Origin of the sequence: Actinokineospora enzanensis DSM 44649 (genome assembly GCF_000374445.1) — a bacterium.
Taxonomy (GTDB): domain Bacteria; phylum Actinomycetota; class Actinomycetes; order Mycobacteriales; family Pseudonocardiaceae; genus Actinokineospora; species Actinokineospora enzanensis.
Map to the genome: position 1 here is coordinate 65,066 of NZ_KB894403.1, position 16,072 is coordinate 81,137.

Genomic DNA, 16,072 nt, shown 5'->3' on the forward strand with positions numbered 1-16,072 from the left:
GTCGAATGATCCGAGTCCGCGACCAGTCCGAGGATGTCCATGATCGTAGATCTCCAGTTGACGGAATCGGGAACCTCCGAGCGATTGGCCGCCCGGGTGCATCGCGTCCCGCGCGGGCCTGCGCGTCCGGAGTTCCGTGAGCGGTTGTCCCGGCGGCGCGGTCGGCTCGCCGACGACCTGGCGGCCGGGCGAGCCGGTACCCGCTACTTCCCGCTGCTGTCGGTGCTCGCGCCGGTCATGACCCAGGCGGAGGGCGAGATCACCTATCCCGGCGACCCCATGTGCCTGTACGCCGCGCTGAGCGTCGCGGTGCACCGGGCCGTGCGCGACGCGGGCCCGATCGCGGGCGCGAAGCACTACAACGACTTCGCTCCGGAGTGGACACACCGGCCGAGCCGGGACTACCGGCTCGCGGTCGACGACGACGGCTACCGTCCATACGGGACACAGCCCAACACCGACCAGACCGTGTTCGACCCGCGCGTTTGGGACGAGAAGGCGCGGACCCGCTGGATCCGGCTGCTGCGCGAGGTCCGGCCCCGGGTCGTGCTCATCAGTGCCGTCTCGCCTGCGCACCGCTACGCGCTGGAGATCGCGGGTCTGGTCAAGGTCGAGGTGCCGGACAGCTTCGTCGTGCTGGGCGGACGCCATGTGGACGAGACGATCCGCCTCGACCCGGACGGGACCGTGCGCGGGGATCCGAGCAGCCCGGTGGCGGTGATCGCCGAGGGCAAGGTGCCCCGGGTGATCGACGCGCTGGTCAGCGGCGAGGCGTACCACTCGCTTGACCTGCTGCTGCGCGCCCTGGCGCTGGCGGTGGACCTGGACACCGGCTGGGTGCGCCGTGCGCAGGTGGCCGACTGCCTGGCCGGATTGCTCCGCGAGGAGGGCGAGGCCCCGGGGCGCTCGTTGATCGCGCTCCTCGATCGCTCCGAGGTGCACGCCTATCCGCAGGAAGGTCCGGCGCTCGACCTGGAGTCCCTGCCCTCGCCCTATGCGGCGTTCGCGATCCGCTCCCGGTTCCCGATCTTCGACGACCCGGTCACCGGCGAGACCCGCCGGACCGCGCACATCATGGTGTCCAACGCGTGTCCCTACCACTGCAACTTCTGTTCCGAGTCCGCGAAACTGGCGAACGGGCTGAAGAAGTTCCGCAACGTGGCCGTCGGCGTCGCGCTGGTCTGCGAGTACGTCGGCTACGGCGCCGAGGCGCTGTTCTTCGACGATTCGGTGTTCTGGAGCGGGAACTACCGCGACATCGAGGCATTCTGCACCGTGCTCGCCGACCTGCGCGAGGGCACGGACCACGACGGGCTGCTCGGTCGCCTGCTTCCCGACGAGCAGGACCATGCCCGGCTGCGCGATCTCACCTGGGGAGCCCAGTTCACGGTCGACGGCCTGGTCGCGTTGCACAAGACCGAGGAGTCCGCGCGGATCCTGCGGCTGATGCGCGCGGCGGGCTGCACCTACGTCTACATCGGCATCGAGAGCCTTTCCGCGCAGGTGATGGACGGAATCCACAAGAACCTGCGCCGCACCGGGAACCAGAGCTGGGACGACAAGGCCCGGCGCGCCACCGCGCTGGTGAAGTCCTGCGGCCTGCGCGTCGGCACATCCGTCCTCTTCGGACTGAACGGGGAGACGAGGGCGAGCATCGACGAGACGATCGAGGGTGTCGGCAGGCTCATCGACGACAACCTGGTCGACCTGGCCAGCCCGAACATCCTGACCTACCACCCGGCCACGCCGATCACCCGGCTGCACGGCATGCGCGGCAAGCTCGACTACCACTCGCCCCGGGTGGACAACCGCAAGCCATACATCTACTTCGAGGAGGCCTTCCCCGGCGTGGTGTCCCGCGTCCTGGACGAGGACGACCTGTGGCACATCCACCGGGAGACCGAGCGCCGCTGGGGCGGCGCCCGCAACGACAGCGCCGTGCCACCGGCCGACGCCTAGTCCAGGGAGGTGCGCCGATGTCCGTTCCCCACGACGTCCTCGCCCGGTTCCGACACCGGGCCGCCCACCACCCGGACGCGTGCGCGATCCGGTGCGCGGGCACCGGGCTCAGCTACGCCGAACTCGACCGTCGGGCCGGGGTGATCGGGGGGTGGCTGCGCGCGCGTGGCTGTGCACCGGAGCAACCGGTGGCCGTGCTGATGGACCGGGGGATCGCGGCCGTGGCCGCGGTCGTCGGCGTGGTCGCGGGCGGATGCGCCTATGTGCCGCTTGATCCCAGGTCTCCGCTGTCTCGGATCGCTTTGATCCTCGGTGCGTGTCGCATCTCGCTCGTCCTGGTGGACACCACCGAGCGGGCCGATCTGGTCCGGCGCGAGTGCGGTCCGGCGGTCGAGGTCGTCGTGGTCGGCGAGCTGTCGGGTCCGGCGCACCATGCGAGCGTGCTGCCGGAGCAGCTCGTCTACGTGATCCACACGTCCGGGTCGACCGGCGTGCCCAAGGGCGTCGCGGTCAGCCACGGCGACCTGGTGGCCTTCACCGAGGACCCGTGCTGGGACGGCCTGGCCGACCGGGTCCTGCACTACTCGCCGCTGGCCTTCGACGCCTCGGCCTTCGAGATCTGGGTGCCGCTGTCGCGCGGCGGTTGCGTCGTGGTCGCGCCGCCGGGGGAGCTGGACGCGGGTCTGATCGGGCGGGTGCTCGTCGAGGAGTCGGTCACCTGCGCGTTCATCACGACCTCGCTGTTCAACGTCATGGTCGAGGAGTACCCGGAGAGCTTCTCCCGGATCCGCCAGGTGTGGATGGGCGGCGAGGCCGCCTCCCCGGCCGCCGTCGGCCGGGCGCTGCGGCACTGCGCCCCTGGCACGGTCGTCAACGTCTACGGCCCGACCGAGGCCACCATCTTCGCCAGCTTCTACGTGGTCCCCGCCGAGGTGCCCACCCCGGTGCCGATCGGCTCGGCCATGGACCGGGTGCGGACCTACGTGCTCGACGACGAGTTCCACCCGGTCCCGGAAGGCGAGCTGTGCCTTGGTGGAACCGGTGTGGCGCGCGGTTACGTGGGCCGACCCGGGTTGACCGCCGACCGGTTCGCGCCCGATCCGTTCGCGGGCGGCGGTGCCCGGATGTACCGGACCGGCGACGTCGTGCGGTCCCGGCCGGACGGCCTGCTGGAGTTCGTCGGGCGCCGGGACGACCAGGTGAAGTTGCGCGGGTTCCGGATCGAGCCGGGCGAGATCGAGGCCCGGTTGCGCGACCGGCCCGATGTCGCCGACGCCCGGGTGCTCGCCCGCCCCGACGCGCACGGCGACCGGAGTCTCGTCGCCTACGTCGTCGCCCGCCGGGGCACCCGGGTCGAGCCGGTGTCCTGGCCCGGTGAGCTGCTCGACCACCTCCGCGACCGGGTGCCCGCCTACATGGTCCCGTCGGCGTGCGTGGTCCTGGACGAGCTCCCGCTCAACGCCAACGGCAAGCTCGACCCGCGGGCGCTTCCCGACCCGGACCGGGTGATCGGTGGCCGGGGTCCCCGGTCCGCGGGCGAGGAGCTGCTCTGCGGGCTGTTCGCCGAGGTGCTCGGCCTGCCCGAGGTCGGCGCCGACGACGACTTCTTCGCGCTCGGCGGGCACTCGCTGCTGGCCACGCGGGTGGTCGCCCGGGTCGAGCCGATGTTCGGCGTGCGGCCCGAGGTCCGCGCCCTGTTCGAGGCGCCGACCCCGGCCCGGCTCGCCCAGCGGCTGTCAGCCGAACAGGCCGCGCCGGTCCGTCCGCCGCTGACGGCTCGTCCACGCACCGGCCCGCAGCCGCTGGCCGCGGCCCAACGCCGGTTGTGGCTGGTCAACAGGATGGACGGGGCCGACACGCCCGACTACCACATGCCGTTGCTGTTCCAGGTGCCCGCCGATGTCGACGTCGAGGCGCTGGCGCTGGCCCTGCGCGACACCGTGACCAGGCACGAGAGCCTGCGTACGGTGTTCCCGGTCGACCTGGGGGAACCGCGCCAGGTGGTGCTCACCGAATGGGAGCTGCCGCTGCCGGACCGCACCTGCGGCCCGGCGGGGTTCGACGCGGAGGTGACCCGTTTCGCGCGTGTCCCGTTCGATCTGGAACGGGAGCTGCCGTTGCGTGCCATTCTGTTGCGGAACGGCGAGCAGACCGCACTGCTCATCGTGGTGCACCACATCGCGGCCGACGGCTGGTCGCTCACCCCGCTCACCCGGGACATCGGCCATGCCTATCAGGCCCGGACGACCGGGACATGTCCCACATTCCCGCCGCTGCCCGTCAGCTATCTCGATTACTCGGCCTGGCAGCACGACCTGCTCGCCGCCCCGGGAGTCACCGCGTCCCAGCTGGAGTACTGGGCGGACCGGCTCGACGGCGCGCCGGTCGAGTCGACCTTGCCCGTCGACCGGCCGCGCCCCGAGGTCGCGAGCCATGCGGGTGCCCTGGTCGAGTTCACCGTGCCGACGGAGCTGCAGGCCCGGCTGGTGAGCCTCGCGCGGGAGACCGGCACGACGCTGTTCATGGTGTTGCAGGCGGGCCTGGCGGCGATACTGACCAGGCTCGGCGGGGGTTCGGACATCGTCATCGGCAGTCCGGTGGCAGGCCGGTCCGAGGAGGCGCTGGACGATCTGGTCGGGTTCTTCGTCAACACGATCGCGCTGCGCACCGACACCTCGGGCGACCCCGCGTTCCGCGTCCTGCTCGACCGGGTCCGGGCGAGCTGCCTCGCCGCCTACGCCAACCAGGACGTCCCGTTCGACCTGGTGGTGGAACGGGTGAACCCGGCGCGCGGCCTGTCCCGGCACCCGCTGTTCCAGGTGGTGCTCGGCCTGCTCAACACCCCGGACGCCGTGCTGACCCTCGACGGCCGTCCCGGTGAGTGGCGGCTCGCCGACGCCGGGGCGGCCAAGTTCGACCTCGCCGCGACCCTGGTCACCCGCGAGGACGGAACGCTCGACGGGACCGTCGAGTACGCGACCGACCTGTTCCACCGCGACACCGTGCTGCGCTACGTGGACGCCTGGCTGGCCCTGCTCGACGACGCGTGCACCGATCCGGAACAGCACATCGGGGACCTGGTCGTCCCGGCTGTCCCGGTCATTCCCGTGCAGCCGACCGTCGACCACGGCGTCCCGGCGCCGAAGGGGACCGGCCGAACGGCGGGATCGGCCGCGGAACGGGTGCTGTGCGGGGTGTTCGCCGAGGTGCTCGACACCGACCGGGTCGGGGTGGACGAGGACTTCTTCGAGCTGGGCGGGCATTCGTTGCTCGCCATCCGGCTGGTGGGCAGGCTCAAGGCCGAGCACGGGGTCGACCTCGGGTTGCGGGACGTGTTCCGTACTCCGACCGTGGCCGGGCTGCTGGCGGGCCTGTCCCGGGACGCGGTGTCCCGGCTGACCGGGATGGACGTGGTCGCCGCGGTCGGCATCCCGGTCACCACCGACCCGGCCCGGCAGGCTTCGCTGTCCTACGCCCAGCGTCGACTGTGGTTCCTCGACCAGCTGTGGCCGGGCCGGTGCGACTACAACGTCCCGCTCGCGCGGCGCCTGACCGGGCCACTGGACGTCGACGCGCTCACCGCCGCCGTCACGGGCCTCGTCCACCGGCACGACATCCTGCGCACCCGGTACGAGCCGGGACACGACGAGCCGTCCCAGGTGGTCGACCCGCCGGTCCCGCCGCCGACACTGCTGATCGACTACTCGGCCCTGCCCGCGGACCAGGCGTTGCGCAGGGCGGACCGGATGCTGGCCGACGAGGCCACCCGCCCGTTCGACCTCGCCTGTTCCGCCCCGTTCCGGATCGTCCTGATCAGGATCGGCGTCCAGGACCACCTGCTCGCCCTGCTGCTGCACCACATCGCGACCGACGGCTGGTCCAACGACCTGCTCTGGCGCGAACTGTCGGTGCTCTACAACGAACATCGCTTCGAGGTCACCGAGTCCGCCCTGCCGCCGATCCCGTTGAGGTATGGCGACTACGCCGCGTGGCAACACACGCAACAACACCGGGACGATCTGGTCTACTGGCGGAACCGGCTGGTCGACCTCCCGCCCGTGGAGCTCCCGACGGATCACCGACGGCCGCAACAGTGGACCGGCCGAGGTGCCCAGATCGACTTCGAGATCCCGGGACCGTTGCGGGACAAGGCACTGGCACTGGCCAAACGGTGCGGCGCCACACAGTTCACCACGCTGCTCACCGGGTTCCAGCTACTGGTCGCCAAGTACACCGGACAACGCGATGTCGCGGTGGGCACCTCGATGGCGGGCCGGGACCGCCCCGAGCTCGAACCGCTCGCAGGCCTGTTCGTGAACACCCTGGTGCTGCGCGCCGACCTGGACCCGCGGCGGGGCTTCGCGGAGCTCCTGGCGGGCGTCACGGCCGATGCCGCCGCCGCGTACAGCCACGCCGGGCTGCCCTTCGAGCAACTCGTCGGAGAACTCCGACACCATCGCGATCTCGGCCGCAACCCGCTGTTCCAGCTGATGTTCGATCTGTCCTATCCGGATGACTCGACCGCGGCCGCGAGGTGGGACGGCCTGGTGGTCGGCGCGCACCCGGTGCCGTTCATGGGGGCGAAGGTCGACCTGGAGCTGGTGTTGGTCGACCGGGGCGACGTCGTGGCGGGCAGTGCCTTCTACGCCACCGACCTCTTCGATCAATCCACTGTAGACCGCCTGCTGCGCCGCTACCTCGCCCTCCTGGAGACCGTGCTCGACCACCCGGACACCCCGGTCGGCCGACTCGGTTTCGACGATGAGGAAGGGCTCGGCGCCTGGAACGACACCGCCGTCGAGTTCGACCTGGACCACGGCCTGCACGAACTGGTCGCCTGCCAGACCGACCACGCACCGGACGAGATCGCCGTGGTGCACGGGCACCGGCAGCTGACCTACCAGGAGCTCGACGAGCTGGCCAACCGGATGGCGCACCACCTCATCGCGCGCGGCCTGAGACCGCGGGAGCCGGTCGGGTTCATGCTCGACCGCTCGATCGAGCTGCCGGTGGCCCTGCTGGGCATCCTCAAGGCAGGCGGGATGTTCATGCCGCTGGACCCCGACCTGCCACCCGCCCGGGTGGACAGGCTCATGGACCGGTCCGGGGCCCGGCTGTGCCTGACCGACCTGGACCTGGACGACCTGGCCGGGTTCCCCGGGACGGCGCCCGACGTGCGGGTCCACCCGGACGACCTGGTGTCGCTCTACTACACCTCCGGCTCCACCGGCGAGCCCAAGGCGGTGGCCAACACGCATCGGGGCTGGGCCAACCGGATGTGGTGGATGCAGCACGAGCACCACCTGATCGCAGGCGAGGGCGTGCTGCACAAGACCGTGCTCAGCTTCGACGACTCGGCGGTGGAGCTGTTCTGGCCGTGGCTGGTGGGCGGGACCGTGGTCATGCTCGACCCGGACGTCCACCGTGATCCGAGGGCCATCCTGCGGGCGCTTGTGGCACACCGAGTGGCGGTGGTGCAGTTCGTGCCGTCCGTGCTCGCATTGTTCCTGGAGGAACTCGACGGGGAATCCGTGGCGGCGCTCGCCGCGCTCCGGCACGTGATCTCCAGTGGCGAGGCACTCCCGCCCGCGCTGGTGGGCCGGTTCCACGAACTGTTGGGGCGGCACGGCTGCCTGCTGCACAACCAGTGGGGACCGACCGAGGTGTCCATCGACGCCACCCTGCACACCTGCCGGGCCGAGGACGCCGCGCGCGACACGGTGCCCATCGGCCTGCCGATCGCCAACTCCCAGGTGCACGTGCTCGACGACGAACAACGACCCCTGCCGCAGGGCGTGGAGGGCGAGCTGCACATCGGCGGTGTCGGGCTGGCCCGGGGCTATTGGAACGATCCGCGCAGGACGGCCGAGGCATTCGTGCCCGATCCGTTCGGGCGTGGTCGGCGGTTGTACCGGACCGGTGACCGCGGGGTGCGCACCGCTGATGGCTCATTGTCGTTCCGCGGGCGCACCGACTTCCAGCTGAAGATCAGGGGCGTGCGGATCGAGCCCGCCGAGATCGAGTGCGCGCTCACCGAGCACGACACCGTGCGGGACGCGGTGGTGCGCAAGTGGGAACCGGCGACCGGCGCGCAGGTCCTCGCGGGCTACGTGGTGCCCGCCGCGGACCGTCGGCCCGATCCGGACGAGCTGCGCAAGCACCTCGCCGAGCGGTTGGCGCCGTACCTTGTGCCCAGCGAGATCATGGTCATCGACGAGCTGCCACGCACCGCGAGCGGGAAGCTCGACCGCAATCGACTGCCCGCACCGAGGCGCCGGGCGGTGGCGGCGGCGGGACGTGCGCCGCGCACCGACAGCGAGCTGCTGGTCGCGGACGTGTGGTCGGAGTTCCTGCCGGTCGACGGGATCGACGCGGACTTCTTCGCGTCCGGCGGGCACTCGTTGCTGGCGAGTCGGATCATCTCCCGATTGCGTCGGGTGCTTGGCATCGACCTGTCGCTGCTGCTGGTGTTCGAGAACCCGACGATCGCGGCGCTGGCGACGGCCGTGGAGCGGGCCGTGGCCGACGAGGCGGGTGAGCGGCGGTGAACCAGTCGCTGGCCGAACGGCTGCGGGCCGCGCGGGCCCGGTTGGCCTCGGTCGAGTCCACCGGGATCCCGCGACGGCCGCCGGGACCGTTCCCCGCCTCCCACGAGCAGGAGCGGATCTGGCTCATCGACCGGATCCTGGGCGGTTCCACCGAGTACAACGTGCCGGACTGCGTCTCGGTGCACGGCACGCTCGACCTCGGTGCATTGGAGACCGCGCTGACCGGGCTCGTGGCCGCGCACGAGGTGTTGCGCACGGTGTTCGTCGAGCAGGACGGGACACCGCGGCCGATCGTGCTGGAGCCGGACCGGGTGCCGGTCACCCGGTTGACCGCGGATGGTCGGCTCGCCGCGCTCGACCTGGCCGCGTCGGCGGCCGAGCGCCCGTTCGACCTCGGTGGCGACCTGCCGGTCCGGTGCACTGTCATCCGCTACGACGCCCAGGCGTGGTTGATCCTGCTCACGGTGCATCACATAGCGACGGACGGGCCGTCGCTCGACCTCATGTGGCGTGAGCTGTCCGCTCGATACGTGGGCTCGGCACCCAGTGTCCCCTCAGTGCAATACGGCGACTTCGCGCACTGGCAGCGGTCGACGAGCGCGAACGACCTGGAGTATTGGCTGCACCGGCTCGCGGACTGCGCAGAGCTGTCACTCGGGCCGCGTCCGGCGACCATCGGGAACGCGGGCGCGGAGCTGCGGTTCACGATTCCCGTCGAGGTCTCGCTGCGGATGCGGAGCCTCGGCACACGACACGGGGTCACGCCGTTCATGGTGTTGCTCGCCGTGTTCAAGGTGCTGCTGTCGCGGCTCAGCGGCCAGGCGGACGTCATCGTCGGGACGCCGGTGTCCGGTCGTGACCGTCCGGAACTGGAGACGGTGCTCGGGCCGTTCGGGAACACCCTGGTCCTGCGCACCGACCTCGCGGGCGCGACCACCTTCTCGGCCGTCCTCGACCGGGTGCGGGAGACCGCGCTCGGCGCGTACGCGCACCAGGCCGCGCCGTTCGCGATGCTGGTCGAGCGGCTGCGACCGGAACGTGAGCTGGGTCGGAACCCGCTGTTCGACGTGCTGTTCGCCTTCGAGGGCACCGGGCCCGTCGCCCTGGAGCTCCCGGGTGCCGAGGTGACCAGGACGCACGTGCCGGGCAGGCGTTCGAAGTTCGACCTGAGCCTGACCCTGGACGACGACGGACGGGGAGTCCTGGCCTGGGCGACGGACCTGTTCGACCACGACTTCGCGCGGCGGTTCGTCGACCGGTACCTGTGGTTGCTCGACGTGCTGACCGCCCGGCCGGACGGCGACCTGTTCGCGCTGATCGAGGACCCGACCGAGGCCCGCGTCCTGGCGGCCTGGGGACAGGGCGTCGAACGGGATCCCGGTGGCCGCGCGCTGCCGGAGATGATCATCGACCAGGCCGGGCGCACGCCGGACGCCGTGGCGGTCGGGTGCTCGGGCGAGGAGCTGACCTACTCCGACCTGGTCGACCGCAGTGGCCGGTTGGCGGCGCGGTTGGTCGACCTGGGTCTGCCCCGTGAGGGCGTGGTGGGCGTCTGCCTGGAGCGTTCGGTGGATCTCGTGGTCGCCCTGCTGGCGATCTGGCGCGCGGGCGGGGCGTACCTGCCGTTGGATGTCCGGCGGGCGGACTACCTGCTGGCCGACAGCGGCGCCCGATTCGTGATCACGGACACCGAGGTGTCGGGGGATGTCCGCGTGATCGGCGTGACCGATCGGATCGCCCCGACCTCTCCGCCCGAGAAGCCGGTCCTCGACCTCGCCCAGGCCGCGTACCTGATCTACACCTCCGGTTCGACAGGTCGGCCCAAAGGCGTGGTCGTCCCGCACCGAGCCGTGCTGAACCTGACCACCGACATGATCGAGCGCATCGGTCTGACCGCGTCGGAAGTGGTCGGTGCGATCACCACGCCCACGTTCGACATCGCCGTGCTCGAACTGCTCGTCCCGCTGGCCGCGGGTGCCCGGGTCGAGTTGGTCGGTCGCGCGGACGCCGTCGACGGGCATCTGCTCGGTGCGGCGCTCACCCGGGTCGGGGCGACGGTGGTGCAGGCCACCCCGGCGAGCTGGGCGATGCTCGTCGCGGCGGGCTGGCCGGGCGGCCGGGTGCGGGCACTGTGCGGGGGAGAGGCGCTACCGGCCGGGTTGGCGGCGGAGATCCGGTCACGCGTCGAAAACCTGTGGAACGTGTACGGGCCGACCGAGACCACGGTCTGGTCCACCGCGCAGGAGATCACGCCGGGCCACGCCGTCGGACTGGGCCTGCCACTGGCCAACACCACGCTGTCGGTGCTCGACGACGGGCTGCGGCCGGTGCCGATCGGCGCCGTCGGCGAGCTGTGCATCGGCGGCCTGGGCGTGGCGCGCGGATACGCGAACCGCGCTGCCCTGACCGCGCAGCGGTTCCTGCCGGACCCGGCGCGACCGGGTGCCCGGATGTACCGCACCGGCGACCTCGTCCGATTCCACCACGACGGCACCCTGGAGTTCATCGGGCGCCGGGACCACCAGGTCAAGATCAGGGGACACCGGATCGAGCTGGGCGAGGTGGAGTCCCGCCTCGGCGAGCATCCCGCGGTCGCCCAGGCCGTGGTGATGGCCCACGGTGTGGACCTCGACCGGGCGCTCGTCGGCTACCTGGTGTGGCGGGACCGGCCGCGGGGCGGGTGGCCGGAGGTCCGGGAGTCCCTGCGCGCGAGTCTGCCCGACCACATGCTGCCCGACATCGTGGTAGAACTGGACCGGCTGCCCACCACGCCCAACGGCAAGATCGACCGACGCGCGCTGCCGCGGCCGACCCGTGCGGGCGGCGGTGTGGCACCGGCGAACGACCGGGAGCGGGAGATCACGGCCATCTGGGCGGACGTGCTGGGGCGCGACGACATCGGGGTGGAGGACGACTTCTTCGCGCTGGGCGGGCATTCGTTGCGGGCCACCCGGGTGGTGGCGGCCGTGCGGAACCGGCTCGGCGTGGACGTGCCGGTGCGCGCGATCTTCGAGAACCGCACGGTGCGGGCCTTGGCCACGGCGATCGATACGGCCCCCACGGCTACCCCGTTGCGGATCGAACGGGACGGCGGTGCCGTTCCGCTGTCGTATGCGCAACGCAGGCTCTGGTTCCTGGACCGGTTGCGGCCCGGTCGGAGCGACTACCTGGTGCCCTCGGTGGTCCGGCTGACCGGGGCGCTCGATCTCGACGCCCTGCACGCGGCGATATCGGGCGTGGTGCGGCGGCACGAGATCCTGCGCACGCGGTTCGTGTTCGACGTCGAACCGGCTCAGGTGGTCGGCGCGGTCGGACCACTGTGGACATCCGTTGTGGACGCCGGGTCGGAGTCCGATGCCCTGGACATCGTGCGGGAGCTGTGTGCTCGGCCGTTCGACCTGGAGAACGGTCCGTTGCTGCGGGCACAGGTGGTCCGGATCTCCGAGCGTGAGCACCTGCTCGCGGTGGTGTTCCACCACGCGGTGATCGACGGCTGGTCGCTTTCGGTGTTCTGGCGCGAGGTCGGCGCCGCACCGGAACACCCGAACCCCGTCCAGTACCGCGACTTCACGCGCTGGGAGTCGACCCGCCGAGGCGAGCACGAGGCCGACCTGGAGTACTGGCGGCGGCGACTGGCGGGCAGCACGCCGACCGAGGTGCCGACCGACCACCCGCGCCCGGTCGAGTTCGACGAGTCGGCGGGACTGGTCGACTTCGTGGTGCCCGAGGACCTGGCCGGGAAGGTGAGCGGCGGACTGCTCGGCGCGACGCCGTTCGTCGTGCTGCTTGCCGGGTTCCTGGCCACGGTGGCGACGGTGTCCGGGCAGCGGGACGTCGTGGTCGGCGCGCCGGTCGCCGGTCGTGGCCGCGAGCGTCCCGAGTTCGCCGACCTGATCGGCCCACTGATCAACACGGTCGCCCTGCGCGTCGAGGTCGGTGCGGACCTGGCGGCGACGGTCGAGCGGGTGCGGGCGGCCGTGCTGGCGGCCGCCGCGCACCAGGACCTGCCGTTCGAGCACCTGGTCGACCGGCTGCGGCCGGAGCGGGACCTCGGCCGCCATCCGCTGTTCCAGATCATGTTCGCGCTGGACGAGGACGAGGTGGCCGGGCTGCGGCTGCCCGGGGTCCGGGTGGAGGCCGTCCTGCCGGGGGTCGCGGCGGCGAAGTTCGACCTGTCGATGACGCTGCGCCGGACCGGCGACCGGCTGACCGGGACCTTGGTGTTCGCGCGCGGCCTGTACGAGGCCGACACGGCGAACGGGCTCATCGACACCTACCTGCGGCTGTTGGCGGCCGCCGTCGAAGCGCCACACAGCCCGCTGAACTCGCTGGACCTGATGGATCCGATCACGGCCGCCGCGCTGGAACCTCGCCCGGCCCGGCTGCCCGTGGCCCGGTGTCTGCACGAACTCGTCGCGTTGAGCGCGGCGACCTGGCCCGACGCGATCGCGGTGCAGGTCGGTGCCGAGTCGATCACCTACCGGGAGCTGGTGGCTCGGTCGCGCCGACTGGCCGCGGGCCTGCGGGCCAGGGGCGCCGGGCCGGGCCGGGTCGTCGGAGTGGTGCTGCCGAGGTCGATCGACCTGGTGGTCGGACTGCTCGGTGTGTTCGAGTCGGGGTCCACCTGCCTGCCGCTGCCGCCGGGACAGCCGTCGGATCGACTCGACCTGCTGCTCGCCGACGCGGGCGCCTGCCTGGTCCTGACCGAGGTCGCCGAGTTCACCGGCACCGACACCGCCGACGTCGGCGCGGCGTTGCCCGCCGTGGCACCGGGTTCGGTTGCGTACCTGACCTACACCTCGGGTTCCACCGGGCGCCCGAAGGCGGTGCCGACGACGCACGCCGCCGCCGTGGACTATCTCGACCACCTGGTCGGCGAGTACGGCGTCGGGGCGGACGACGTCGTGTTGCAGCTGGCGGCGGTGTCGTTCGACGCGGCGATCCGGGACATCGTGGGACCGCTGGCCGCCGGGGCCCGGTTGGTGTTGCTGCCCGAGGACGCCGCCAAGGACCCGTACGCGATCCGACGGGAGATCGTCGCCCGGGGAGTGACGGCGTTGCTTTCGGTGGTGCCGTCCCTGTTGACCGCCCTGACCGCGGTGGAGGGCGAGCCATCCCGGTTGCGGCTCGTGTTGACCAGCGGGGAGAAGCTGACCGGGGCGCTGGCCCGGCGGGCGCGGTGCCTGGGGCCGGATGTCGTCCTGGTCAACCAGTACGGGCCGACCGAGTGCACCCTGACCACGACCTACCACCGCGTCGGCGCCGAGGACCCGGTGCCGATCGGGACGCCCCGGCCGGGTGCCGTGGTGCTGGTGCTCGGCCCGGACGGGCAGGTGCTGCCCCTGGGCGCGCTCGGCGAGCTGTACATCGGCGGACCCGGTCTGACCATGGGCTATCCCGGGCTGCCGCGGTTGACCGCGCAACGGTTCGTGCCCGATCCGTACGGGTCGCCCGGGAGCCGGTTGTACCGGACGGGCGACCTGGGCAGGCGACGGCCGGACGGGCGGCTGGAGTTCCGCGGCCGCGCCGATGACCAGGTCAAGATCCGGGGAGTCCGGGTGGAACCGGCCGAGGTCGAGGCCGTCCTGCTGGACGTGCCCGGGGTGTCCGCGGCCGCCGTGGTCGCCCACGACGTCGGCGAGACCGAACTGGTCGCGTTCCTGGTCTCCGCGGCCGACCCGGCCGCGGTGCGCGCCGAGGTCGCGCGGCGGCTGCCGGACCAACTGCGCCCCGCTCGATACGTCGACCTCGACCGGCTTCCGCTGACCGCGCACGGAAAGTTGGACCGAGCGCTGCTACGGCGCTCGCTGCCTGCTCCGACCCCGGCCGCCGTGGTGGTGCGACCACGGGATCGATCCGAGCTGGAGATCCAGGCAATCTGGCAGCGCGTGCTCGGCCGAGCACCGATCGGGGTGAACGAGAACTTCTTCGAGGTCGGTGGGCATTCCCTGCGCGCGGTCGAGCTCGTCGAGGCGATCCGGCGGGACCTGGGTGTGCGGGTGCCGCTGAACCTGGTGTTCCTGAACCCGACGGTCCAGGCGATGGCGGCGGCGGTCCGGGCCCGCCAGGACGGGCGACCGCGCGGTCTGGTGGTGCGGCTGGCCGCGGCGGACTCCGTCGACCCGCCGCTGTTCCTGGTGCACCCGCAGTCCGGGGAAGTGTGCTGCTACGTCGAGCTCGCGCGCCTGCTCGGTGCCTGGCGGTCGGTGTACGGGATCGAGGCGGCGGGATACAACTCGGACGAGGAACCCTCGACCGACCTGGTGGCCATGGCGCACCGGTACGTGCGTGAGCTGCGGGACGTACGGCCCGCGGGGCCATACCTGCTGGCCGGGTGGTCGTTCGGGGGCAATGTGGCCGTGGAGATGGCGGCCCTGCTGGAGTCCCAGGGCGAGCGGGTGGACTTCGTCGGGGTGTTGGACGCGCGGGACTTCGCCAAGGACGCGACTGAGCGGTGGTACGCCGACACCGACGAGCTCAGCCGGTTCGCGCTGGTCCAGGGAGTCGGGAAGGGACGGTTGGCGGACGCCGACGCGGACACCGTGCGCACCCTGCTGACCGCGCACCTGACCGACCAGAACCGACTGCCGGACAGCGCCGACAGCCACACGGTCCGCCGCATGATCGACGTCTTCACCGCCGACGGCCGCGCGGCCGACGGCTACCGGGCCACCACCGCCGCCACCGCCGACCTGTGGTTGTTCCGAACCCGCGAACGACACCCGACCCTGACCAACCCCGTGGTGGACCCGTCGAGCTGGCGTCGACGCACGCGGGGCGCGCTGCACGTGGTCGACATCCCGGGCAACCACCACGACCTTGCCGGTCCGCCCCATGTGGACGAACTGGCCCGGCTGATGCGGCGGGCGATCGAGGGGGGATCGACATGACCAGGATCGGCATCGTCGGCGGTGTCGGCCCGATCGCCGCAGCCCATTTCTACGAGCGTCTGCTCCGATTGAGCGGGGCCAGCACCGACGAGACCTACCCGGCCGTCGTCCTGGTGGCCGAGCGGGTGCCCAGCCGCGTCGCGCACCTGGTCGGCACCGGCCCCAGCCCGCTGCCGACCCTGATCGACGCGGCCCGACGTCTCGAACGCGCGGGCGCCGGGGTCGTGGCCATCCCCTCGGTGACCACCCACGCCTACCGCGACGACATCGCCGCGGCCGTGCGCGTCCCCGTCTGCGACCTGCTGTCCGACACCGGCGCCGCGCTGGATCGACTGGGCTTCCGCCGCCCGCTGATCCTCGCCACCGAGGCGACGGCCTGCCTGCGCCTGCTCGAACCCCACCTCACAAACGGCACCGAGCCCGAGTACCCGGACCCGGCCGGGCAACGCGTGATCGACGGTCTCATCGACGCCGTCAAACGCCACTCGCCCGCCGAGTCGCTCCGCGCGGATCTGACCGAGTGGCTGGTGCGACGGCTCGGTGCGGAACCGGACTGCGTCCTGCTGGGCTGCACCGAGCTCTCGGTCATCGCCCCGGGGGTCGATCTGCCGGTGCCGGTACTGGACGTCGCGGATGTGTTGGCCAGGTCGGTGTTGGACGTGTTGTAGGAGAGGA

4 protein-coding genes are annotated in these 16,072 nt (G+C 71.9%); all 4 read left to right on the forward strand.

The window, feature by feature from the left end; all coding sequences use genetic code 11:
* The first annotated feature begins 39 nt into the window (after window positions 1-39).
* From C503_RS0100260 to C503_RS0100275, 4 genes are read left to right on the forward strand one after another with little or no spacing between them, the layout of a single operon-like run.
* Window positions 40-1,959: a B12-binding domain-containing radical SAM protein gene (locus C503_RS0100260; RefSeq protein ID WP_156892875.1), complete on the forward strand. Its 1,920-nt coding sequence runs from the start codon at window positions 40-42 to the stop codon at window positions 1,957-1,959.
* Window positions 1,960-1,976: 17 nt separating this feature from the next.
* Entirely contained in the window at window positions 1,977-8,507 is a 6,531-nt protein-coding gene (locus C503_RS37125) for a non-ribosomal peptide synthetase (RefSeq protein WP_018680184.1), read from the forward strand.
* Window positions 8,504-15,397 carry an amino acid adenylation domain-containing protein gene (locus C503_RS0100270; RefSeq protein ID WP_018680185.1) on the forward strand — a complete coding sequence of 2,298 codons (6,894 nt, stop codon included), beginning with the start codon at window positions 8,504-8,506 and terminating at the stop codon, window positions 15,395-15,397. Before C503_RS37125 ends, C503_RS0100270 begins: the two co-directional genes overlap by 4 nt.
* Window positions 15,394-16,065, forward strand: coding sequence for an aspartate/glutamate racemase family protein (locus C503_RS0100275; protein WP_018680186.1), 672 nt, complete (start codon window positions 15,394-15,396; stop codon window positions 16,063-16,065). The genes C503_RS0100270 and C503_RS0100275 overlap by 4 nt, the downstream gene beginning before the upstream one ends.
* Window positions 16,066-16,072 lie beyond the last annotated feature (7 nt).

Bases quoted from the DNA above. Each gene is read 5' to 3' on its own strand.
- C503_RS0100260 (WP_156892875.1), top strand. From the start codon at position 40: ATGATCGTAGATCTCCAGTTGACGGAATCGGGAACCTCCGAGCGATTG.
- C503_RS37125 (WP_018680184.1), top strand. From the start codon at position 1,977: ATGTCCGTTCCCCACGACGTCCTCGCCCGGTTCCGACACCGGGCCGCC.
- C503_RS0100275 (WP_018680186.1), top strand. From the start codon at position 15,394: ATGACCAGGATCGGCATCGTCGGCGGTGTCGGCCCGATCGCCGCAGCC.